Origin of the sequence: Streptomyces xanthochromogenes (assembly GCF_014650455.1) — a bacterium.
Lineage (GTDB): Bacteria > Actinomycetota > Actinomycetes > Streptomycetales > Streptomycetaceae > Streptomyces > Streptomyces xanthochromogenes.
Map to the genome: position 1 here is coordinate 1 of NZ_BMUZ01000019.1, position 20,343 is coordinate 20,343.

Here is a 20,343-nt window from a genome sequence, read left to right on the forward strand (position 1 = left end):
GCCCGACCCCGCACCCGGCGCCTCCCGCACCGGTGCCCCCGGCCGTGCACCGGCCGGCGCCGGCCGTGGTGCCGCCCGCGCCGAGCGCGCCGCCACCGCGCCCGGGGCCGCAGGCCGTGCCCCGGATCACCCTGCGCAACTACCAGATGCCGCCGCGCAAGAAGCCCGCGCCCCGGCTCTCCCCCGTCACCTTCACCCTGCTCATCACCGCCCCCGCCGTCATCGGCGCGGCCCTGTTGCGCTCCCGCTCCGGCTCGCGCTCGCGCTGAGCCCCCTTTTCCTTGAGAGGTCCCGTTGTCCGACTGGCTCGTCCTGGTCATCGCCATGGCCGCCGCATGCGCGGTCGTGCTCACCATCACCCTGTTCAGCAGCCGCCGGATCACCCCGGACGTCGACACGTCCGAGACTCCCGACGTCATCGAGTACATGACGATGATGATCGGCGTGGTGTACGCCATCGTCCTCGGCCTCGCCATCGCCGGCGTCTGGGAGGGCCGCGGAGCCGCCCAGGCGGACGTACAGCAGGAGGCCCAGGCCCTGCACGAGATCAGCCAGCGCGTGCAGGTGTACCCGGCGGAGGTGCGCGACCGGACCCGGGCCGACGTCGACGCGTACGTCAGCTACGTGGTGCACACCGAGTGGAGCCACATGGCCAAGCACGGTGACCTGACCGACGAGGGCACCGAGAAGCTGGAGAAGATCCGCCGCGACGTGACGGACTACCACCCGGCGAACGACTTCGAGGCCCAGGCCTACCAGCCGGTGATCGACCAGGTGGGCGCGGTGGACGCCGCCCGCACCGCCCGCGGGCAGGGGGCGGGTGCCACGATGCCCGGGGTCGTGTGGTTCGGCCTGATCATCGGCGCCCTCGTCACGGTCGGGCTCATCTTCACGATGCAGATCAGGCGCAGCTGGCGGGAGCTGCTGCTCGCCGGCCTCTTCAGCGCCCTGATCGCCTTCCTGCTCTTCCTGATCTGGGACTTCGACGCCCCCTTCGGCCGGGGCATCTCGGCGACCGCGGGCCCGTTCATGGACCTGTTCCCCGGCATCGGCTGACACCCCCGGCCCGCCGGGCCGCGCCTCGTGGCTCCGCCGCACCGGCGGGGCCTTTGCTCGGCCGGGCGGGGGACGGCGATGCCCCATTCGCCGGACAGCGATCGCGACACGCCGGGCCGCCTCCTAGCGTTTCGGGCATCGAGGTGCATTTCACCCCATGTGGAATCGGATCCGCAGCTGCTCCTCGGGGACCGGAGGACTGACCATGGGCGCGATACGCATCGCATCCGCCACCCTGCTCGGCGCCGTCGCCGCCCTCACCCTCGCCGTGCCGACGACTGCCGCAGCGGCCGGGGGCAGCACCGGCGGAAGCACGGGGAGCAGCACCGGGAGCAGCACCGGCGGAAGCAACATCACGCCGTTCGGCTTCAGCATCACCCCCTCGGTGATCGCGCCCGGCGGTCAGGTCACGCTGAACGTCACCGGGTGCTCCACCGAGGCCACCGTGTCCTCCGGAGTCTTCGACACGGTCACCGTGCCCAAGGACAGTTCGAGGAACGCGACGGTCGACTGGGACGCCAAGCGAGGCGCCGCGTACACCGTGACGTTCTCCTGCGACGGCGCGCGCGGTACCAGCCAGCTGACGATCAGCGGCGGTTCGCCGACCACCAGCTCGACCGTGCGCCCCACCGTCCGGCCCACCGTCACCACCCCGCGCGGCGTCCGCGGCGGTCTGGGCGGCAGCGTGGACGGCTCCCTGAGCCCCGTCGAACTCGCGACCGGCGCCACGCTCATCGCGCTGGCGACCGGGGGCACGGGCTACGCCCTGTACCGCCGGCGTACCACCGGCCGGCGCCACTAGCGCCGGTCGCGCGACCACGCACACCCGTCGCCCCCGAGTCCTGGCCAGGACTCGGGGGCGACCGGCCGTTGCGATCCTTCCGGGGAGGTTCGTCCCGGTCAGACCCCTACGCCCTGGCGCCGGCGGCGGGCGATGAACAGCGCGCCGCCGAGCGCGGCCGTGCCGACGAGGGTGCCGCCGACCGCCATCTCGGTGTCGGTGGGGCCGGCCGCGCCGCCGAGGCCGCCGTCGGCTCCGCGGCCTTCGAGGACGCGGAAGCTGCGCGTCGCCACCCGGTCGTTGTCGTTGCACTTGACCGCCAGGCTGTACGTGCCCGGCGTCGTGGAGTCGTGGATCCTCGCGGTCGCGTAGTTGACGTCGCCCGACGACAGGTGGACCTCGTCGAAGGCGTTCGAACTGACCCTGCCGCCGTTGTGGCAGCCCCTGGCGGTGATCCGCAGAGTGGCGCCCTGGTGGACCGCGTAGGGGTCGACTTCGACACTGGTCGGGCCACCGCCGCCGCCCGGCGGGCCTCCGGCGACGGCCGCCGGGGCGGCGAACCCGACCGCGGCGCCGACCACCAGCGCCACCGTTAGAGCGCGTGAAGCACGCATCGTTGAACCTCCATGGGAGGACGCCCCGGAGCCGTGCTCCGGGATGATCGACGAGTACGCCTCCCATGACGAACCCTCACCGCCGCTCATACAAGCCGCATTTCGGCACTGATCCACCCTGGTGAACCGTGGCTCCCCCGTGCGCTTCGGAATCTGACGGACCCGCAGGTCACAGGCCGTCAGATCATTTTCGGCGGGGCGTTACCCGGATGGCTCAGGCCCGGTGGACAGCACCCGTTCGCCGCTTCCCGATCGCCGGTCGGTCACGTGGCCCTTACGTTGCTCGGAGGCGCTGAGGGTGGACGGCGAAGGAGACGGAGAGACATGGCGCAGGACGAGTACGGCATGGAGCGTCGCAGATACTCCCCGTGGGGAGCGCTGGCCCTGGTGATGCTCACCGGCCTCGCGCTGCTGCGCAACGGCGCGGACGTGACGATGGGCCCGCCGCAGCCCGCCGCGGCGGCGGCGCTGACCAGCACCGCGGGGACCGCGTCCCCGCCCCCGTCGGCCGCGGTCGAGCCGCTGCCCTTCGCCCCGGCGTCCCGGGTGCGGATCGAGTCGATCAACGTGAACGCCCCCGTCATGGACGTCGGCACCGACCCCCAGGGCTGGGTGCAGGCTCCCCCGCCCGAGGACCCGAACCTGGCGGGCTGGTACCAGAACGGGGTGGCCCCGGGCATGCGCGGCACATCGGTCGTGGTCGGCCACGTCGACAACATGAAGGGCCCCGCGGTGTTCTACGGCCTCGGCTCCCTGCAGAAGGGCAGTCACATCGAGGTGGACCGCTTCGACGGCCGCACGGCGGTGTTCGAGGTGTACGGCGTCGAGGTCTTCGACAAGGCCACCTTCCCGGGTGCCCGGGTGTACGGCGACACCGGGCACCCGGAGCTCCGGGTGATCACGTGCGGCGGCGGCTTCTCCAGGTCCCGCGGGTACGACGGGAACGTCGTGGCGTTCGCCCGCCTCGTGTCCGTCAAGTAGCCCCGACGCGACGGGCGCGGCCGCCCCACGGCCGCCGCCCCGGATTCATCTGCGGCGCGGCGGAACCTTCAACTCGTAGCCCTGCTTGAGGAGTTCGGGCAGATAGGTGCGCAGGGCCGCGACGCTCTGCGAGCGGTCGCCGCCCGCGTCGTGCGAGAGCACCACGACGCCGGGCGCGGCCCCTTCCAGCACCCGGCTGATGATGGTGGGTGTGCCGGGCGTGGTCCAGTCGAGGGTGTCGACGGTCCAGGCGAGCGGCTCCATGCCCATCTCGGCCTGGATCTCGAAGACATTGCGGTTCCACGCCCCGTACGGCGCCCGGAACCACTGCGGCGCCTCGCCGAGGGTCTGCTCGATGACCTCGCTGGTGCGGCCGATCTCGGAGCGGATCAGGGCGGAGGCCGTCTTGTTGAGCTGCGGGTGGGTCCAGGTGTGGTTGCCGACCACGTGCCCGTCGTCCCGCATCTCGCGCACCAGGTCCCGGTTGTCGGTGGCCATCTCGCCGCACAGGAAGAACACCGCGCGCACGTCGTGCTCGCGCAGGGTCTTGAGGATGCCGGGCGTGTAGCGCGGGTCCGGCCCGTCGTCGAAGGTGAGCACCATGGAGCGCTCCCCCAGCTGGGGCATGCTCAGGAACGGCCTGGTGCGCACCGGCGGCAGCGCGGTGTGATAGCGCGGCGGGATGTAGGCGGTCATGGGTTCCAGCCGGTACGCGCTGGCACGCACGGGGGGCGCGACGGCCTGGGGGCCCGCGGCCTGCGGGGCCGCGCGGGGCGCGGTGGCCGGGGCGACGGTGTCCTCCGCGGTGAGCACGCGTACCGCGGCTGCGGCTCCGAGACAGCCGGTGATGCGCAGCAGTGTCCGCCGACTGGGGAGCATCTGATCCCTTTTCATGACATACGGCTTTTGTTCGTCATGGCGGCAGATTAGGGCGTACCGGGCGCCACGAGGCCGACGAAACGTCAACAGCGCGATGACACCAGCACGAATGGAGTCACCCGGCGCGGTTGCCGTCGGGCGTGTTCAGGTGCGGCGGACCAGCGGGAAGGGCAGGGTCTCGCGGATGGTGAGACCGGTGAGGAACATGACGAGCCGGTCCACGCCGATGCCGAGGCCGCCGGTGGGCGGCATCGCGTATTCGAGCGCGTCGAGGAAGTCCTCGTCGATCTCCATCGCCTCGGGGTCGCCGCCCGCCGCGAGCAGCGACTGTGCGGTGAGCCTGCGGCGCTGCTCGACGGGGTCGGTCAACTCCGAGTAGGCGGTGCCCAGTTCGGTGCCGAAGGCGACCAGGTCCCAGCGTTCCGCGAGCCGGGGGTCCCTGCGGTGCTGGCGGGTCAGCGGGGAGACGTCGGTGGGGAAGTCCTTGTAGAAGGTGGGCAGCTTCGTCTTCTCCTCGACGAGCCGCTCGTACATTTCGAGCACGACGTCGCCGCGCGTGTCGTCCGGGGTGTGCGGGACGTGCACCCGGTCGCAGAGCCGGCGCAGCCGCTGCTCGTCGGTGTCGGCGTCGATCTCCTCGCCGAGCGCCTCGGACACCGCCCCGTACAGCGTCTTGACCGGCCAGGGCCCGGAGATGTCGTACTCGACGACCTTGCCGTCCGGGTCCGCCTTGCGGGCGATCGGGGAGCCGAAGGCGGCGGTGGCCGCACCCTGGATCAGCTCGCGGGTGAGGTCGAGCATCACGTCGTAGTCGGCGTACGCCTGGTAGGCCTCCAGCATCGTGAACTCGGGGTTGTGCTTGTAGGAGACGCCCTCGTTGCGGAAGGTGCGGCCCATCTCGAAGACCTTCTCGACGCCGCCGACGCAGAGCCGCTTGAGGTACAGCTCGGGTGCGATGCGCAGGTACAGATCGAGGTCGTAGGCGTTGATGTGGGTGGTGAAGGGGCGCGCGTTGGCGCCACCGTGGATCTGCTGGAGCATCGGCGTCTCGACCTCCAGGTAGCCGCGCTCCAGCAGGCCCTGGCGCAGCGCCTGGACGGCCGTGGAGCGGGCCCGGACGACCTCGCGGGCCTCGGGGCTCGCCACCAGGTCGAGATAGCGGCGGCGCACCCGGGCCTCGGGGTCCGCGAGGCCGCGCCGCTTGTCGGGCAGCGGACGCAGGCACTTGGCCGTCATCTGCCAGCCGGTGGCGAACAGCGAGAACTCTCCCTTCGCGCTCGGACCGGTCGTGCCGGTGGCGGTGATGTGGTCGCCGAGGTCCACGTCGTGGGTGAACCGGTCGAGGACCTCCGCGCCCGCGCCCTCGCGGGTGAGGGCGAGTTGGAGGTCGCCGGACCAGTCGCGCAGGACGGCGAAGACGACACCGCCGAAGTCCCGTACGGCCATGACGCGTCCGGCCACGGTCGCGCCGATGCCCTCGCCCTCGGCCCTGAGCCGGGCCAGGGTGTGGGTGCGCGCCGGGATGACGACGGGGTAGGGCTCGGTGCCGTCCGCGCGCAGCCGGTCGAGCTTGCGGTGGCGTACCCGTACCTGGTCCGGGAGTTGACGCTCCGTCACCCCTGCGTCGGTGGGCCCGGCGAGGCCGAGCGCCTCGATGGAGGGCAGACCCGCGGTGGTGACCGGCGTGGTGACGCCCTTGTGATGGCCCTTGCCCCAGAGCTTGCGCAGGCTCGGCACCGACACGAAGCCCTCGGCGATGCCGGAGGCCAGCCCGACCCGGGCGAGGGAGCCCGCGTCGCCGTAGCAGAGGAAGCGGGGGAACCACTGCGGCTGGTACTTCACGTTGGAGCGGTACAGGGCTTCCAGCTGCCACCACTTGGAGAAGAACAGGAGCAGCTTGCGCCACAGCCGCAGCACGGGTCCGGCACCGATGCGGGCGCCCTCCTCGAAGGCGGAGCGGAACACCGCGAAGTTGAGCGAGATCCTGCGCACCCCCAACTTCGGCACGGTGGCGCAGAGTTCGGCGACCATGAACTCCATGACACCGTTGGGCGCGCTGCGGTCGCGGCGCATCAGGTCGAGCGAGATGCCGTCGGGGCCCCAGGGGACGAAGGAGAGCAGCGCGATCAGCTTGGCGTCGGCGTCGAAGGCCTCGACGAGCAGGCAGTCGCCGTCGGCGGGGTCGCCGAGCCGGTCGAGCGCCATCGAGAAGCCGCGCTCGGTCTCGGTGTCGCGCCAGGCGTCGGCGCGGTCGACGATCCCCCGCATCTCCTCGTCGCTGAGCGCCGAGTGGCGGCGGATCCGGGTGGTGGCCCCGGTCCGCTCGACGCGGCGGACCGCCTGGCGGGTGACACGCATGTCGCGGCCGTCGAGGTCGAACCTCGCGACGTTCAGGATCGCCTCGTCGCCGAGCTGGATCGCGCCGAGCCCGTGCCGGGCGTAGGCGGTCGCGCCCTCCTCGGACGCGCCCATCACGGCGGGCGCCCAGGCGTACTTGCGGGCGACGTCGAGCCAGGCGTCGATCGCCGGCCCCCACGCCCCCTCGTCCCCCACGGGGTCACCGCTGGCCAGGGCCACGCCGGCCTCGACCCGGTAGGTGACGGCGGCCTTGCCGTTGGGCGAGAAGACGACGGCCTTGTCACGCCGGGTGGCGAAGTAGCCCAGCGAGTCCTGGCGTCCGTAGGCGCCGAGCAGCGCCCGGATGCGGGGCTCCTCGTCGCCGTGCAGGGCGGCCTCCATCCGCTGCGAGCGGAAGAGCGTGGAGGCGGCGGTCAGCAGGGCGATCGCACCGAACAGGCCGAGGAAGAAGTACAGCGGCCGGGGCGGGCTCCCGTCGAAGCGGCCGCTGGAGACGAGCCCGCCGAACACGCGGTTGGTGGCCCAGAGCAGGCGCTGGCCGCGCGGCAGGGTGTTGGGGAACAGTTCGATCAGGCCCCAGCCGACGAGGACGCCCGCCGCGAGACCCAGGCACAGCACCCCCACGGCTCGGCGGAAGGCGCCTCTGCGGGTCTGTGCGTAGAACTGCTTGCGGGCCAGGATCAGCACCAGGAGGGCGGCTCCGCAGAACAGCCCGTTGGCGATCCACGCCCATTCCATGACGGCGATGAGCAGCACGTCGAGCAGGAACAGCAGCCCCAGATAGACGACGACCAGCCACCAGGCGACCTTCTTGCGGGAGCCGATCGCGGCCGCGAGCAGCAGCAGGAAGACGGCGTACGCGAGGTTGGCGCTGACCGGCACGGCGACCCGGTCGAGGAACCAGGAGACCGGGTGGAGCAGTCGGCGCAGCGGCGGGATCAGCGCGATGACGGCACAGAACAGGCCGAGCACGCCGAAGAACATCGCGAACGCCTCGGGCACGCGCCCCAGAAAGCCGGTCCGGGACGGTGTCGGCGCCGCCTGGCTGACAGTCATGTTCAGCACTCTAGGGAGGCCGGGGCCGGGCCGCCTGTCGAAGGCGCCACCGGGCCCGTTAGCCTCGGGGCGTGACAGAGCAGCAGCCCCAGCCCCTCCCCGACTCCCAGCGCTTCGAACGCGGCACCGACGGTCCGAAGGTGATCGTCGCCGGTGTCGACGGCTCGGACTCCTCCCTGCGGGCCGCGGCGTACGCCAGCGGCCTGGCCCGGCGCCAGAACGCGCTGCTCGCCCTCGTGTACGTCCAGCCGGTCCTTCCGGCGGGCGCAGCGCTCGGCGCCCCGGTCGCCGACACCACGGGAGAGATCGCCGAGGGCCTGGTCGCCGAGATCAGGGAGGCGGCCGAGCGGGTGCGCGGCATCTGGGACGTGCGCTGGGAGTTCCACACGTTCCGCGGCGACCCCTACTCCGGCCTGGTGACCGCGGCCGACGAGCTCACGGCGGACGCGGTCGTGGTGGGCGCGTCGGAGTCGGCCGGCCACCGCATCATCGGCTCGGTCGCCGTCCGCCTGGTGAAGGCGGGCCGCTGGCCGGTCACCGTGGTGCCGTAGCCGGGCCGCCGGCCTGCCATCGTGGTGCCGGAGCAGGGCCGGTCCCGGCCCGGTGACCGGATCGGGACCGCAAGGGGCGGCCCGGGCACCCGGCGGGCCCTACCGCGACATCGTCAGGCCGTCCTTCGCCGCGCCGCGCCCCAGGACCGCCTCGCGGATGTGGTCCTGCGCCTCCGTGTAGTCCTCCCGCCCCGGTGACTTCGTCAGCGCATCGGGCAGGCTCATCACCCGGCCGCGGTCCACGTCGATCCACTGCGGGACGAACTCCGCCTTGCTGACCTCCCAGCGCGCCCCGGGCCTGACGGGCGGCGCGAAGGTGAAGCGGGCGATGGAACTCATGTTGCCTCGGTCGTCGCGCGCGCCGGTGTCGTTGAACATCTCGCCCGCGATCTGGTCGCCCTCCCCGTAGACGATCCAGGTGCCGTTGACCTTCTCGTACGCCTGCGGGATGTGCGCGTGGGTGCCGAGGACAAGGTCGATGTCGGGGCGGCCGTTCGTCTTCGACGCGGTGAGCGCCTTGCCGAGGGTGAGCTGCTGCTCGTCGGGGTCGGTCTGCCACTCGGTGCCCCAGTGGAGGCTGACGACCACGACGTCGGCGCCCGCCGCCCGGGCCGCCCGCGAGTCGGCGATGATCTTCTTCTGGTCGATGAGGTGGACCGCCCAGGGCTGTCCGTCCGGCATCGGATAGCCGTTGGTGTCGTAGGTGTAGGCGAGCTGGGCGACCTTGGCGCCGCCGGCCGAGAGCAGCGCGGGCCGCGCCGACTCCTCGGCCGTGCGGCCCGAGCCGGTGTGCTTCAGGCCGGCCTTGTCGAAGGCCTTCAAGGTCCGGGCGATGCCGTCGGCGCCGTCGTCCAGGGTGTGGTTGGAGGCGGTCGAGCAGGAGTCGTACCCGGCGTCCTTGAGCGCCGCGGCCACCTGGGGCGGGGACGTGAACGCGGGGTAGCCGGTGAAGGGGCCTTCGTCCTCTCCGTACACGGTCTCCATGTGACAGATCGCCAGATCGGCCCGCGAGATGATCGGCTTGACCCCGGCGAGCATCGGCCGGAAGTCGTAACTCCCGTCCTGCGCATCGGACTTGGCACGCTGAATGGTCGAGTCGTGCGGGAGCACGTCGCCGGTGGCGACGAGGGTGAAGGGATGCGCGGCGGGTGCGGGCCCCGAGGCCGGGGTGCGCTGGGCGCCCTGCGGGTGCGGCTGCCGCACGGCGGGCCGCTGCTCCCCGCCGCATCCCGTGGTGGCCGCGAGCAGGAGGGCCAGGGCGGCCGCCGCCCCGAGTCGGGTGCGTTGGGTCGGCTGGTGCATCGGCGTCGGACTCCGTTGCTCGAAGGCGGTGGTGTGTCCGAAATCCACCCCGCGAGAACCGGCCAGTCAAGCCGAAAAGCCGTTCATATGATTCAAGATCGCTGAATCGGACGCACCCGCGCCAGGGCCCGCTCCCCCGCCGCGACCGTTCGCCGTACCACTCGTCGGCCCGGTTCGACCGCTCGCCGCAGGACGGCGGACGACGCCTGTCCCCCGTCCGTCCGGATGCGCTCGGATACCGCTGGTCAGGGGTTTCGGGGGGAGAGGCGGGCACGGTGACGACGGCGGTCGCAGGCATACGGCGCTACACCCACGAGCGGGATCTGGCCGAACTGCAGCGCGCGCACGGGCCCGCGCTGCTCCACTTCCTGCTGGGGCTCACCTACGGCGACCGCCAGCGCGCCGAGGACCTCCTGCAGGAGACGCTGGTACGGGCCTGGCAGCACCCGGAGGCGTTCGAGGCGCCCTACTCCTCCATGCGGCCCTGGCTGTTCACCGTCGCCCGGCGCCTGGCCATCGACGCACGGCGGGGCCGGCTGGCCCGTCCCGCCGAGGTCGCCGACGAGGTGCTGCTCGCGACCGCGGAGTGCGCCGACCACACCGAGCGCTGCGCCGCAGCCTTGGACGTCCGCACGGCCGTGAGGTCGCTCACACCCGAACACCGCGCGGTCCTGGTCCAGTTGTACTTCCGCGGCCTGAGTGTGAACGAAGCGGCCGAAGTGCTCGGTGTGCCGCCCGGGACCGTCAAGTCCCGTTCGTACTACGCCCTGCGCGCCCTGGCCCGGGTGCTGCCCGGCTATTCTGCGTCGGGTCCCGAAGGGCTCTCCTCGGTGGGTTCCAGGTCCGCCTCGGTGAGCAGAGCGAGCAGTGAGGACGCCTCGGCGGCTTCGAGGTAGGCGGCCCGGCACGGCGCGCACCGGCGCAGATGCGCGGCGACGGCGCGGTCCTCCTCCGGCTCCAGGGCGCCCAGCACATGAGCGCCGAGGAGATGCCGCACATGCATGAGTACCTCGTGTCTTGTGACGGATCCTGCCCTTCTGGCCACGGCGGGCACGCGCCCCCGGTTCAATGCTCCCTGGAGCTCCCCGGGAGCGCCGGGACGGTCGATGAAAGAGGCGAGACAGGATGCGTCCGGAGGGAAGTAACGGGACCAGTGGTGGCGAACTGCTGGTGCCGATGGCATGGATGTACGCGGAGTACATCGCCGACGAATTGCTGCGCACCGGCGATCTGATGCCGCCGACGACGCTGGAGTTCAGAGCCGGGCGCAATGCCCTCGCCCTGACGATCTTCCTCTCCGACGGGGCAGTCGGCGGGGCCCTGGTGGTGGCGCGGCTGGACGAGTGGAGCTCGCTCACCGCCGCCGGGCGGCCCTGGCGGCACTGGGTCTGCGCGCGACTGCACCGACTGCTGCACGATCAGGAACGCGGACCCGATGTGGAGATGGCACGGACGGCCTGGCGATGGCTGGAGGAGACGGAGCTGCTCGCGGCCGACCTGGACGCCGTGGTGCCGGGCGGGGTCGATCCCCGGGCCGACACCGAGGACGAGCCCCGGGTGTGGACCCCCGCGTGGGAACTCGGCCTGCCGTTGGGCCACTTGGCGATCCACTTGTTTTGACGCCCAGTCAACTGTGCACACCCGCACGGTACTTGGGAATCCGTACCGTGATCTTCATGCCCGCGCCGACACCCGTCTCGATGACGAGGCCGTAGGCGTCGCCGTAGACCTGCCGCAGTCGTTCGTCGACGTTGAGCAGGCCGATGCCGCCCGAGGCGCCGCCCTCGCCGCGCAGGATGCGGCGCAGCCGCTCCGGTTCCATCCCCGCCCCGTCGTCCTCGATCACCACCTCGGCCTCGTTGCCCGCGTCCAGGGCGCTGATGGTGATGCGCCCCGCCCCGACGGCGCCCTCGACGCCGTGCTTGACGGCGTTCTCGACGAGCGGCTGGAGGCACAGGAACGGCAGCGAGACCGGCAGCACCTCGGGCGCGACCTGGAGAGTGACGGAGAGCCGGTCCCCGAAACGGGCCCGCACCAGGGCCAGGTACTGGTCGATGGAGTGGAGTTCCTCCGCGAGCGTGGTGAAGTCTCCGTGCCGCCGGAAGGAGTAGCGGGTGAAGTCGGCGAATTCCAGCAGGAGTTCGCGGGCGCGTTCCGGGTCGGTGCGGACGAACGAGGCGATCGCGGCGAGTGAGTTGAAGATGAAGTGCGGAGAGATCTGGGCGCGCAGGGCCTTGATCTCGGCCTCGATCAACCGGGTGCGGGAGCGGTCGAGCTCGGCGAGTTCGAGCTGTACGGAGACCCAGCGCCCGACCTCGCCCGCCGCGCGTGCGAGGACCGCCGACTCGCGGGGCGCGTAGGCGATCAGCGTGCCGAGCACCCGGTCGTCGACGGTGAGCGGCACGGCCACCGCCCAGCGCAGCGGGCAGTCCAGGTCGTCGCAGGACAGCGCGAACGCCTTGTCGCGCCCCGTTTCGAGCAACGCCCGTACCTGGTCGAGGACTTGGGCACCGTGGTGCTGCTCCCCCGCCCCGTCCCAGGTCAGGATGGCCTCGCGGTCGGTGAGGCAGAGCGCGTCGGTGCCGAGCAGCGAACGCAGGCCACGGGCCGACTTGCGGGCGGCCTCGGCGGTGAGCCCGGCGCGCAGCGGCGGCGCGGCGAGCGAGGCGGTGTGCAGGGTCTCGAAGGTGGCGTGCTCGACGGGCGTTCCGACATCGCTGGTACGGGCCTGTCGTGCGGCGCGTCGGCCGAGCAGGAACCCGGCGGCGGCGAGGAGCGGTCCGAGGAAGAGCAGGGCGGCCAGGGTCATCGCGGTGCGCCTCCCCCGCGGGCCAGGGATTCGGGCAGATGGAAGCGGGTCATGGCGGCGTTGGTGCCGGCCGGGATGCGTCCCGGGGTGGCGAGCGAGACCCCGATCATGGCGAGGAAGCCGACCGGCACCGACCAGACGGCGGGCCAGGCGAGCAGCGCGTGCGCGAGCCCCGGCGGGGCGAGCCCGAGAACGGTGGCGGCGACCGCGAGCAACGCCGAACCGCCCCCGAGGAGGAGCCCGGCCGCCGCCCCCGGCGGGGTCAGCCGCCGCCACCAGATGCCGAGCACGAGCAGCGGGCAGAACGAGGAGGCGGACACCGCGAACGCCATCCCGACCGCGTCGGCCACCGGCACCCCGCTCACCAGCAGCGCGCCGACGAGCGGCACCGAGATGGCGACCGGTGTGGCCAGGCGGAAGTGACGTATGCCGCGCGAGGGCAGCACGTCCTGGGTGAGCACTCCGGCGACCGCCATGGTGAGTCCGGAGGCGGTCGACAGGAAGGCGGCGAACGCGCCGCCCGCGACCAGCGCGCCGAGCAGATCGCCCCCGGCGCCGCCGACGAGGCGCTCGGGCAGCAGGAGCACGGCGGCGTCCGCGTCACCGGTGAGGGCGAGTTCGGGGGCGTACAGACGGCCGAGGGCACCGTAGACGGGTGGCAGCAGGTAGAAGGCGCCGATCAGGACGAGGACGACGACGGTGGCACGGCGGGCCTCGCGGCCGCCCGGGCTGGTGTAGAAGCGGACCACGACGTGGGGCAGGCCCATGGTGCCGAGGAAGGTCGCGACGATCAGCCCGTAGGTGGCGTACAGCGGGTGTTCCGTGCGGGCGGCGGTGCCGGGGACGCGGGTCGCGGCCGCGAGGGCGAGCCGGGTGCCGGCCCCGACGCGGTGCTCGCCCCGCGCGAGGGTGAGCGCCTCGCCGTGGCGCGGGCGTCCGTCGACGGTTCCGGTGGCACGGACGGGCAGCGGGTCCGTCAGCCGCAGGGTCAGGGTGTCGGCGACGTGGACGGTCTGCTGGTGGCGCAGGGCGGCGGGTTCGTCGTAGACCGGACGCGGCGCGCCGTCGCCCCGCCAGGCGAGGACCAGGAAGAAGACGGGGATGAGCAGCGCGGTCAGCTTCAGCCAGTACTGGAAGGCCTGGACGAAGGTGATCGAGCGCATGCCGCCGGCCGCGACCGCGACCACCACGACGGCCGCGACGAGCACCGGCCCGAGCCAGCCCGGCGCCCCGGTCAGGATCTTCAACGTGAGTCCCGCGCCCTGGAGTTGGGGCACCAGGTACAGCCAGCCGGCGCCGACCACGAACACGCTCACCAGACGGCGCACTCCCGGCGATTCGAGCCGGGCCTCGGCGAAGTCGGGCAGCGTGTACGCGCCCGAGCGGCGCAGCGGAGCGGCGACGAACAGGAGCAGGACGAGATAGCCGGCGGTGTAGCCGACCGGGTACCAGAGCATGTCCGGGCCCTGTACCAGGACGAGCCCCGCGATGCCGAGGAAGGAGGCCGCGGAGAGGTACTCGCCGCTGATGGCGGCCGCGTTGAGCCCCGGGCCCACGGTGCGCGAGGCGACGTAGAAGTCCGATGTGGTGCGCGAGATGCGCAGGCCGAACCCGCCGACGAGGACGGTGGCGAGCACGACGGCGGTCACCGCCACCACGGCGTACGTCTGGCTCACTCGGCGCGGCGGCCTTGCGTCGGGCGGCCGTCCGTCGGACGGTCGGCGACGAGGCGGGCGAAGTCGCGCTCGTTGCGCTCGGCGGTGCGCACGTACCACCAGGCGATGAGGGCGAGGGGCGCGTAGACGGCGAAGCCGAGCACGCACCAGGTGACGGCGTCGTCGTCCAGGGCGCGGAAGGCGAGCGGGAGGGTGCCGACCGTGAGGGCGAGCACCGCGAACCCGGTCAGTGCGGCCCGGAGTTGACCACGCATCAGGGAGCGCACGTAGGCGCCGCCGAGCGCGGTCTGCTCGTCGATCTCGGACTGGGCGCGGTGACGCGGCAGCGGGCGGACCCTCCTCGGCTCCCCGGTGACCCTCTCGCGTCGCGCCGCCTGCTCTGCGGACATGGCGCGGAGTGTACGCAGCCGCTCACTGATCGGGGAAGGGGCAGGTCAGCGGGGGCTGCGGCGCAGCAGGCGGTCGCGTACCGTGCGCGCGTGGCGCCGGCTGACGGGGAGTTCGGCGTCGCCGACCCGCACGCTCATGCTGCCCGCGTCCAGCCGGAGTTCGTCGATCCGGTCGAGGGCGACCAGGTGGCTGCGGTGGATCCGTACGAAGCCGCGGCTGCGCCAGCGCTCCTCCAGGGTGGTCAGCGGAATCCGTACCAGGTGGCTGCCGCGTGCGGTGTGCAGCCGGGCGTAGTCGCCCTGGGCCTCCGCGTAGGTGATGTCGTCGATGGCCAGGAAGCGGGTGACACCGCCGAGTTCGACCGGAATCTGGTCGGGCTCCTGGACGGTGGCCGTGCGGCCGGAGACGAGTTCGGCGACCCGGCGGACCGCCTCGGCCAGGCGCTCACCGCGTACCGGTTTGAGGACGTAGTCGACGGCCTTCAGATCGAAGGCCTGCACGGCGAAGCCCTCATGGGCGGTGACGAAGACGATCAGGGGCGGGCGGGCGAACCCGGCGAGCAGCCGGGCGATGTCCAGCCCGGTGAGCCCGGCCATGTGGATGTCGAGGAAGACGACGTCGACGCCCTGGTCTCCGTCCTCGCCCGCTTCGAGGGCGGCGCCGATGAGCCGGAGTGCCTCGGTGGCGCCGGTCGCGCCTTCGGCGGAGCGGATCCGGGGGTCGGAGCGCAGCAGGTAGAGGAGCTCTTCGAGGGCGGGGGCTTCGTCGTCGACCGCCAGTACGCGCAGCATGGGGCCGGAGTGTAGGCGGGGTCGTGCCGGGGTGTCGTGAGTGTTCGGGTCGCTTTCCGCGTACCTGACGGCATGAGTTCGCCGCAGATCCACCAGGACGTCGGGGCCTACGCCCTCGGTGTGCTCGGTGCCGCCGACGCCTTCCGCTTCGAGGAGCACCTCGCCGGGTGCGCCCGGTGCGGTGCGCTGCTCGCCGAGTTCGGCAGCGTGGCGGCGCTGCTCGCCGCCTACCTCGCGGGCGGCCCGGTGCCCGATCCCCCGGTGTCGCCGGAGGTGCTGCACCGGATGCTGGGCGCGGTGGCCCGCCGGCGCCGGCGCGGACGCGTGGTGCGGCTCGGCCTGGTGGCTGCCGCGGGGGTGCTGGTGGCGGGCGGGACGGGCATCGCCCTCGAACCCGCGGCGCCCGGCTGGAAGGTGGCCTCGCACGCGCCCGGGGTGACGGCATCCTTGGTGACGGCCCCTCAGGAGTGGGGTACGGACGTCGAGTTGGCGCTCTCGGGCGCGGCTCCGGTGTCGTGCACGCTGGTCGCGGTGGGCCGGGACGGCTCCAGGGAGACGGTGGCGACCTGGGCGGAGCCGGGCGGCCTGCCGGTGCGGATGCGCGGGGCGGCGGCGCTCGCGCAGAACGCGATCGCCCGCTTCGAGGTGCGGGGCGCGGACGGGACGCGGCTGGCGACGATCACGCCCCGGTGAGGCGGGGGTTCGCGCGCCCGGACGGCCTCGCACGCGCGGGCGTGGTCACTTGAGCAGCTTCGACAGGCGTCGGTCGGCGAGGACCTTGCCACCGGTCTGGCAGGTGGCGCAGTACTGGAGGGAGGAGTCGGCGAAGGACACCTCGCGGACGGTGTCGCCGCACACCGGACAGGGCTGCCCGGTGCGGCCGTGCACCCGGAGCCCGCTCTTCTTCTCGGCCTTGAGGCGGCCCGCCGCGAGCCCGTGCGAGCGCTCGACCGCCTCCGTCAGCGTCGTGCGCATCGCCTCGTACAGCGTGGTCGTCTCGTCCTCGGTGAGGTGGGCGACGGCCTTGAACGGTGACATGCGCGCGACGTGCAGGATTTCGTCACTGTAGGCATTGCCGATGCCTGCGATGAGGGACTGGTCGCGCAACGCTCCCTTGAGCTGGCGCCGCTCGCCCTTGAGCAGCGCCGCGAAGTCGTCGCGTCCGAAGCCGGGGGCCAGCGGGTCGGGGCCGAGCCGGGCGATGCCGGGGACCTCGGACGGGTCGTGGACGAGGTAGGCGGCGAGGCTCTTGCGGGTGCCGGCCTCGGTGAGGTCGAAGCCCGCGCCGCCGGTCAGCGAGACCCGCAGCGCGAGCGGGCCCTTGCCGGGCTTCGGCGGGGTGGCGGGCAGGGCGTCGTACCACCGCAGCCAGCCCGCCCGGGCGAGGTGGACGCACAGGTGCAGGCCGTCGGCGTCGAGGTCGAGGAACTTGCCGTGCCGGGCGACACCGGTGACGGTGCGCCCGGCGAGGGCGGTGTACGGCGGGTCGTAGGTCTTCAGGACGCTGATCGCGACGGGCACGGCGGCCGCGATCTCCTGCCCGACCAGGTGGTCGGAGAGGAATTCCCGCAGGGCCTCGACTTCGGGCAGTTCCGGCATAGGTCCAGGGTGCCCCGGCCGGGCCCGCTCAGCGAGCCGCGGACGCCCCGCGGAGTTCCCCGAGCTCCTCCCGCAGGCACGTGGCGAGCCGGTCCAGGTCGGGGACGGCCTTGCCGTCGGCGACCAGACCTACGTGGACACGGCCGCCGTACGGGGACAGGGCGATCGCCAGGGACTGGCCGCGGGCGAGCGGTGCCATCGGGTAGACGGCGCGCAGCGGGCAGCCGCCGAGGGAGAGCTCGGAGCGGGGCAGCGGCACGCTGGTGACGAGCACGTCGAAGAGCATCCGGGCCGCGTTTCCGGCGAGCGGCGCCCCGAACCGGTGTGCCAGCGGCGGCAGTTGATCGGCGAGCAGGGCCACGGCCCCGGCCCCGCGACCGGGCCCCGCGGCCTTGTTGCGGTCCATGGCGGTACGGACCGCCGCGAGCCGGGCCAGGGGGTCGGACTCGGCGACGGGCAGGCCGAGCAGGTAGGCGGAGAGCTTGTTGCCGGAGCCGGGCGGGGCGCCGGGACGGCGGCGGGATACGGGGACCAGGGCGCGCGGCTGGGCGCCGGGGACTCCCGAGCCGCGTTCCAGGAGCCAGCGGCGCAGTCCACCCGCGACGACGGCGAGCAGCACGTCGTTGGCGGTGCCGCCCTCGGCCCTGCGCACCCGCTGGACGTCCTCGTGGTCGAGGACGGCGGTGGCCAGGCGCCGGGTGCCGCTGGAGTGGGCGGCGAGCGCGGAGCCCGCGCCGAGTTCGAGCCGGCCGGCCCGCAGCACGGAGGCGCCGATGCCCACGGCCCGGGTCAGTTCGCCGACCCGGTCGCGGGCGAATCCGGCGACCTGGCGCGGGCCGGGCAGCCCGGAGCTCGGCGGCACGGGGCGCCGGCGCCGGGCGCTCGGGGTGGCGAGCTGGTCGAGGATGCCGGCGCCGATGGCGACCGCGCGCATGCCGTCGGCGAGCGCGTGGTGCAGCTTCACCAGGACGGCGAACGCCCCGTCGTCCTCGCCGGTCAGGACGTACATCCGCCAGGGCGGCAGACCACGCGCGAGCGGGCGTTCCATCAACTCGCCCGCGACCCGGACGGCCTCGGTGTCGAAGTCCCCCGCGGGCAGCCGGACCCGGCGGACATGGCGGCGGACGTCGAAGCCCGGGTCGGCGACCCAGGCGGCGCCGCCGACGGGCAGCCAGACGCCGCGTACGCACGTCCGCAGCCGCGGGACGGCCGCGGCGCGCTCCGCGAGGAGGTCGAGGACCTGGCCGCCGCCCACGCCGGGGCGCGGGTCGAAGTGTGCGAGCGCACCCAGATGCATGGGGTGCTCAGCCGATTCGAGGTGCCAGAACGCCAGATCAAGAGGTGCCAGCAGCTCACTGCTCAAGGGGTCCTCGTGTCGGTCGGAGGCCGGTCGGGCGGCCACGGTGCCGCCCGTACAGAGTGAGCAGTCAAACCCTTGCGAACGGTTACGGTCAAGTAATGAATCGTTACGGATAGTTACCGTCAAGTATTGATCAGTTCCGCTCCGGCACGGTGAACTCGCACCACACGCACTTGCCGCTGCCGCGCGACTCCACGCCCCACACGTCGGCGAGCCGGTCCACCAGCATCAGGCCGCGCCCCGACACACCGGAGGAGCCGGCCTCACGGCGGCGCGGCAGCGCGCTGGAGCGGTCCTCCACCTCGACGCGCAGCCGCCGTTCGGGGCCGGACAGTACGCGGATGGTGACGATCGCCCCGCCGTCGGTGTGCATCAGGGCGTTGGTGATCAGCTCGTCGGCGGCCAGCTCGATCTCGTCGGACCGCTCCCGCGCGCCCCAGGCCCGGACCGCCGCCCGGATCATGTGCCGGGAGGAGGTGAGCGCCTCCGGGTCGTTCTGCGCGACGTGCTGGCGGAGCCTGCCGCCGCCCTGGGGCACCTCCGTCTCGCTGCGGCGCAGGAGCAGCAGCGCCACGTCGTCCTGGCCGCCCCGCTCGTCGACCACGTCGCACAGCCGGTCGGCGAGCGCTTCGAGCTCCTCGGGACCCGAGCGCACCAGGGACGCCAGCCACTGCATGCCGTCGTCGAGATCGGCGCCGGGTCGCTCGACGAGCCCGTCCGTGTAGAGCAACAGGGTCTGGCCCGGGTCGAGTTCGATGGTGGACACCGGGTATTCGAGCCGGCCGAACTCGGCCGAGAGCCCCAGCGGAAGGCCGCCCTCCACCGGGAGCCTGCGGCAGCTGCCGTCCGCGAGGCGGAGCAGCGGGTCGACGTGCCCGGCCCGCACGATCTGCACCACACCCGTGCTCAGGTCGGCCTCCGCGTAGGTGCAGGTCGCGAAGCGGTCGGTGTCGAGCTCGTGCAGGAAGACCGAGGCCCGGGCCGTGACGGTGGCCGGCGCGTGCCCCTCGGCGGCGTACGCGCGCAGCACGATGCGCAGCTGGCCCATCACGGCGGCGGCGTGCGTGTCGTGTCCCTGTACGTCTCCGATGGCCACCCCGACCCGGCCGCCGGGCAGCGGGATCACGTCGTACCAGTCGCCGCCGATGTCCCGCCCGAACCGGGCCGAGCGGTAGCGCACGGCGAGCCGGGCGCCGGGCACCTCGGGGATGCGGCGCGGCAGCATGGCCTGCTGGAGCCCCTCGGCGAGGTCGTGCTCCTGCTCGTACAGCATGGCGCGCTGGAGGGACTGGGCGATCGAACTGCCCAGCGCCACAAGGAGGTTGCGCTCGTCCGTGGTGAAGCCGCGCTTGTCGCTGTAGAGCAGGCCGATCGCGCCGATGGGGCGGCCCTGGGCGATCAGCGGCAGATAGGCCGCGGAGGTGATGCCGAGGCCGCTGATGTTCGGCCACAGGCCGGGGTAGGACTCCTCGAAGTCCCGGGGCGATTCGATGAAGCGGGGCGCGAGGGTGCGGATGACCTCGCTCATCGGATACCGCTCGTCGACCCGGGTCCACCGGGTGCCCGGCACGAAGCTGCCCTCGGGGCCCTCGGCGATGAGATGGATGCGGCCCGCCTCCAGGAGTCCCATGACCAGGCTGGTGGCGCCCAGGTACTCGGGGCCCCGCGAGTCCTTCATGACGTCGATGACGTCCTTGACGGTCCTGGCGTGCGCGAGGGCGGCGGTGGTCGCCTCCACCACACTGGTCGTGCGACGCCGCTCGTCGTCGAGGCCGACCCGGGCGGTGGACTCGGCGAGTTCCTGGGTGGCGTCGCGGACGATGCCGATGATGCGCAGCGGGCGCCCGTTCTCGTCGCGCCGCACGAAGCCCTGCGTGTGGGTCCAGCGCAGCCCGCCGTCACGGGCCCGGATGCGGAAGTACACGCCGTAGTTGACGCTGCCGTTCTTCAGGGCCTGCGACACCAGCGCGTCGAGTCTGAGGGCCTCCGCGGGCGGCACCCGGGCGGCCAGCGACTCGGGCCGGTTGTCGTACTCGTCGGGCCTGAGGTCGAACACGTCCAGCGCCGGCTCGTCCATGTACATCAGGCCCGCGCCGAGGTCCCAGTCGAAACTGCCCATCCGCAGGTCTCGGCCGTACGA

19 protein-coding genes and 1 pseudogene are annotated in these 20,343 nt (G+C 72.9%); 8 read left to right on the forward strand and 12 right to left on the reverse strand.

What is annotated here, in order from left to right; genetic code table 11:
* The 3 genes and pseudogenes from IE267_RS39975 to IE267_RS35940 all read left to right on the forward strand — a co-directional run.
* Positions 1-269, forward strand: a pseudogene (locus tag IE267_RS39975) (hypothetical protein); the annotation flags it as partial.
* 25 nt (positions 270-294) lie between these two features.
* Entirely contained in the window at positions 295-1,056 is a 762-nt protein-coding gene (locus tag IE267_RS35935; RefSeq protein ID WP_167151971.1) for a bestrophin-like domain, read from the forward strand.
* 205 nt (positions 1,057-1,261) lie between these two features.
* Positions 1,262-1,858: a hypothetical protein gene (locus tag IE267_RS35940; RefSeq protein WP_189766098.1), complete on the forward strand. Its 597-nt coding sequence runs from the start codon at positions 1,262-1,264 to the stop codon at positions 1,856-1,858.
* Positions 1,859-1,956: 98 nt separating this feature from the next.
* Here the strand turns inward: IE267_RS35940 and IE267_RS35945 are convergent, their stop codons facing one another.
* Positions 1,957-2,451: a hypothetical protein gene (locus IE267_RS35945; protein ID WP_167151975.1), complete on the reverse strand. Its 495-nt coding sequence runs from the start codon at positions 2,449-2,451 to the stop codon at positions 1,957-1,959.
* 324 nt (positions 2,452-2,775) lie between these two features.
* Here IE267_RS35945 and IE267_RS35950 point away from each other — a divergent pair, with 324 nt between their 5' ends.
* Complete coding sequence (locus IE267_RS35950; RefSeq protein ID WP_161249633.1) at positions 2,776-3,432, forward strand: class F sortase; 657 nt, start codon at positions 2,776-2,778, stop codon at positions 3,430-3,432.
* Between the two features lie 45 nt (positions 3,433-3,477).
* Here IE267_RS35950 and IE267_RS35955 read toward each other — a convergent pair whose 3' ends face one another.
* Positions 3,478-4,326, reverse strand: coding sequence for a polysaccharide deacetylase family protein (locus IE267_RS35955; RefSeq protein ID WP_189766099.1), 849 nt, complete (start codon positions 4,324-4,326; stop codon positions 3,478-3,480).
* Between the two features lie 129 nt (positions 4,327-4,455).
* Complete coding sequence (gene lysX, locus IE267_RS35960) at positions 4,456-7,725, reverse strand: bifunctional lysylphosphatidylglycerol synthetase/lysine--tRNA ligase LysX (protein WP_189766100.1); 3,270 nt, start codon at positions 7,723-7,725, stop codon at positions 4,456-4,458.
* Between the two features lie 71 nt (positions 7,726-7,796).
* Between lysX and IE267_RS35965 the strand changes: the two genes are divergently transcribed.
* Positions 7,797-8,276, forward strand: a complete 480-nt coding sequence (locus IE267_RS35965) for a universal stress protein (protein WP_161249639.1) — start codon at positions 7,797-7,799, stop codon at positions 8,274-8,276.
* Between the two features lie 99 nt (positions 8,277-8,375).
* Here IE267_RS35965 and IE267_RS35970 read toward each other — a convergent pair whose 3' ends face one another.
* Complete coding sequence (locus tag IE267_RS35970; RefSeq protein WP_189766101.1) at positions 8,376-9,578, reverse strand: CapA family protein; 1,203 nt, start codon at positions 9,576-9,578, stop codon at positions 8,376-8,378.
* Between the two features lie 275 nt (positions 9,579-9,853).
* Between IE267_RS35970 and IE267_RS35975 the strand changes: the two genes are divergently transcribed.
* Positions 9,854-10,474: a sigma-70 family RNA polymerase sigma factor gene (locus tag IE267_RS35975; protein ID WP_229861626.1), complete on the forward strand. Its 621-nt coding sequence runs from the start codon at positions 9,854-9,856 to the stop codon at positions 10,472-10,474.
* Here IE267_RS35975 and IE267_RS40545 read toward each other — a convergent pair.
* Entirely contained in the window at positions 10,375-10,761 is a 387-nt protein-coding gene (locus tag IE267_RS40545; RefSeq protein ID WP_373300262.1) for a zf-HC2 domain-containing protein, read from the reverse strand. The genes IE267_RS35975 and IE267_RS40545 overlap by 100 nt on opposite strands.
* Here IE267_RS40545 and IE267_RS35985 point away from each other — a divergent pair.
* Positions 10,704-11,198 (forward strand): hypothetical protein, encoded by a 495-nt coding sequence (locus IE267_RS35985; protein ID WP_189766102.1) that lies wholly within the window; start codon positions 10,704-10,706, stop codon positions 11,196-11,198. The genes IE267_RS40545 and IE267_RS35985 overlap by 58 nt on opposite strands.
* Positions 11,199-11,205: 7 nt before the next feature.
* On the opposite strand, the gene IE267_RS35990 is transcribed toward IE267_RS35985, so the two are convergent.
* From IE267_RS35990 to IE267_RS36005, 4 genes are read right to left on the reverse strand one after another with little or no spacing between them, the layout of a single operon-like run.
* Positions 11,206-12,387, reverse strand: coding sequence for a histidine kinase (locus tag IE267_RS35990; RefSeq protein ID WP_167151986.1), 1,182 nt, complete (start codon positions 12,385-12,387; stop codon positions 11,206-11,208).
* Positions 12,384-14,063, reverse strand: coding sequence for a sodium/solute symporter (locus tag IE267_RS35995; RefSeq protein ID WP_189766103.1), 1,680 nt, complete (start codon positions 14,061-14,063; stop codon positions 12,384-12,386). The genes IE267_RS35990 and IE267_RS35995 overlap by 4 nt, the downstream gene beginning before the upstream one ends.
* A complete protein-coding gene (locus IE267_RS36000) occupies positions 14,060-14,452 on the reverse strand; it encodes a hypothetical protein (RefSeq protein WP_167151990.1) in 393 nt (130 codons plus the stop codon). Before IE267_RS36000 ends, IE267_RS35995 begins: the two co-directional genes overlap by 4 nt.
* 45 nt (positions 14,453-14,497) lie before the next feature.
* The gene (locus IE267_RS36005; RefSeq protein ID WP_167151992.1) at positions 14,498-15,244 is read right to left on the reverse strand and encodes a LytR/AlgR family response regulator transcription factor; all 747 of its coding nucleotides are present in this window, start codon (positions 15,242-15,244) and stop codon (positions 14,498-14,500) included.
* Between the two features lie 72 nt (positions 15,245-15,316).
* Between IE267_RS36005 and IE267_RS36010 the strand changes: the two genes are divergently transcribed.
* Positions 15,317-15,937, forward strand: a complete 621-nt coding sequence (locus IE267_RS36010; RefSeq protein WP_189766104.1) for a zf-HC2 domain-containing protein — start codon at positions 15,317-15,319, stop codon at positions 15,935-15,937.
* 45 nt (positions 15,938-15,982) lie between these two features.
* Here the strand turns inward: IE267_RS36010 and IE267_RS36015 are convergent, their stop codons facing one another.
* The 3 genes from IE267_RS36015 to IE267_RS36025 form a co-directional block, all read right to left on the reverse strand.
* The gene (locus IE267_RS36015; RefSeq protein ID WP_167151997.1) at positions 15,983-16,843 is read right to left on the reverse strand and encodes an Fpg/Nei family DNA glycosylase; all 861 of its coding nucleotides are present in this window, start codon (positions 16,841-16,843) and stop codon (positions 15,983-15,985) included.
* A gap of 28 nt (positions 16,844-16,871) precedes the next feature.
* Positions 16,872-18,206 carry a wax ester/triacylglycerol synthase family O-acyltransferase gene (locus IE267_RS36020; protein ID WP_189766105.1) on the reverse strand — a complete coding sequence of 445 codons (1,335 nt, stop codon included), beginning with the start codon at positions 18,204-18,206 and terminating at the stop codon, positions 16,872-16,874.
* 130 nt (positions 18,207-18,336) lie between these two features.
* Positions 18,337-20,322 (reverse strand): SpoIIE family protein phosphatase, encoded by a 1,986-nt coding sequence (locus tag IE267_RS36025; RefSeq protein ID WP_229861632.1) that lies wholly within the window; start codon positions 20,320-20,322, stop codon positions 18,337-18,339.
* Positions 20,323-20,343: the final 21 nt, after the last annotated feature.

Bases quoted from the DNA above. Each gene is read 5' to 3' on its own strand.
- IE267_RS35940 (WP_189766098.1), top strand. From the start codon at position 1,262: ATGGGCGCGATACGCATCGCATCCGCCACCCTGCTCGGCGCCGTCGCC.
- IE267_RS35945 (WP_167151975.1), bottom strand. From the start codon at position 2,451: ATGCGTGCTTCACGCGCTCTAACGGTGGCGCTGGTGGTCGGCGCCGCG.
- IE267_RS35950 (WP_161249633.1), top strand. From the start codon at position 2,776: ATGGCGCAGGACGAGTACGGCATGGAGCGTCGCAGATACTCCCCGTGG.
- IE267_RS35955 (WP_189766099.1), bottom strand. From the start codon at position 4,326: ATGAAAAGGGATCAGATGCTCCCCAGTCGGCGGACACTGCTGCGCATC.
- lysX (WP_189766100.1), bottom strand. From the start codon at position 7,725: ATGACTGTCAGCCAGGCGGCGCCGACACCGTCCCGGACCGGCTTTCTG.
- IE267_RS35970 (WP_189766101.1), bottom strand. From the start codon at position 9,578: ATGCACCAGCCGACCCAACGCACCCGACTCGGGGCGGCGGCCGCCCTG.
- IE267_RS35985 (WP_189766102.1), top strand. From the start codon at position 10,704: ATGCGTCCGGAGGGAAGTAACGGGACCAGTGGTGGCGAACTGCTGGTG.
- IE267_RS40545 (WP_373300262.1), bottom strand. From the start codon at position 10,761: ATGCCATCGGCACCAGCAGTTCGCCACCACTGGTCCCGTTACTTCCCT.
- IE267_RS35990 (WP_167151986.1), bottom strand. From the start codon at position 12,387: ATGACCCTGGCCGCCCTGCTCTTCCTCGGACCGCTCCTCGCCGCCGCC.
- IE267_RS36000 (WP_167151990.1), bottom strand. From the start codon at position 14,452: ATGTCCGCAGAGCAGGCGGCGCGACGCGAGAGGGTCACCGGGGAGCCG.
- IE267_RS36005 (WP_167151992.1), bottom strand. From the start codon at position 15,244: ATGCTGCGCGTACTGGCGGTCGACGACGAAGCCCCCGCCCTCGAAGAG.
- IE267_RS36010 (WP_189766104.1), top strand. From the start codon at position 15,317: ATGAGTTCGCCGCAGATCCACCAGGACGTCGGGGCCTACGCCCTCGGT.
- IE267_RS36015 (WP_167151997.1), bottom strand. From the start codon at position 16,843: ATGCCGGAACTGCCCGAAGTCGAGGCCCTGCGGGAATTCCTCTCCGAC.
- IE267_RS36025 (WP_229861632.1), bottom strand. From the start codon at position 20,322: ATGGGCAGTTTCGACTGGGACCTCGGCGCGGGCCTGATGTACATGGAC.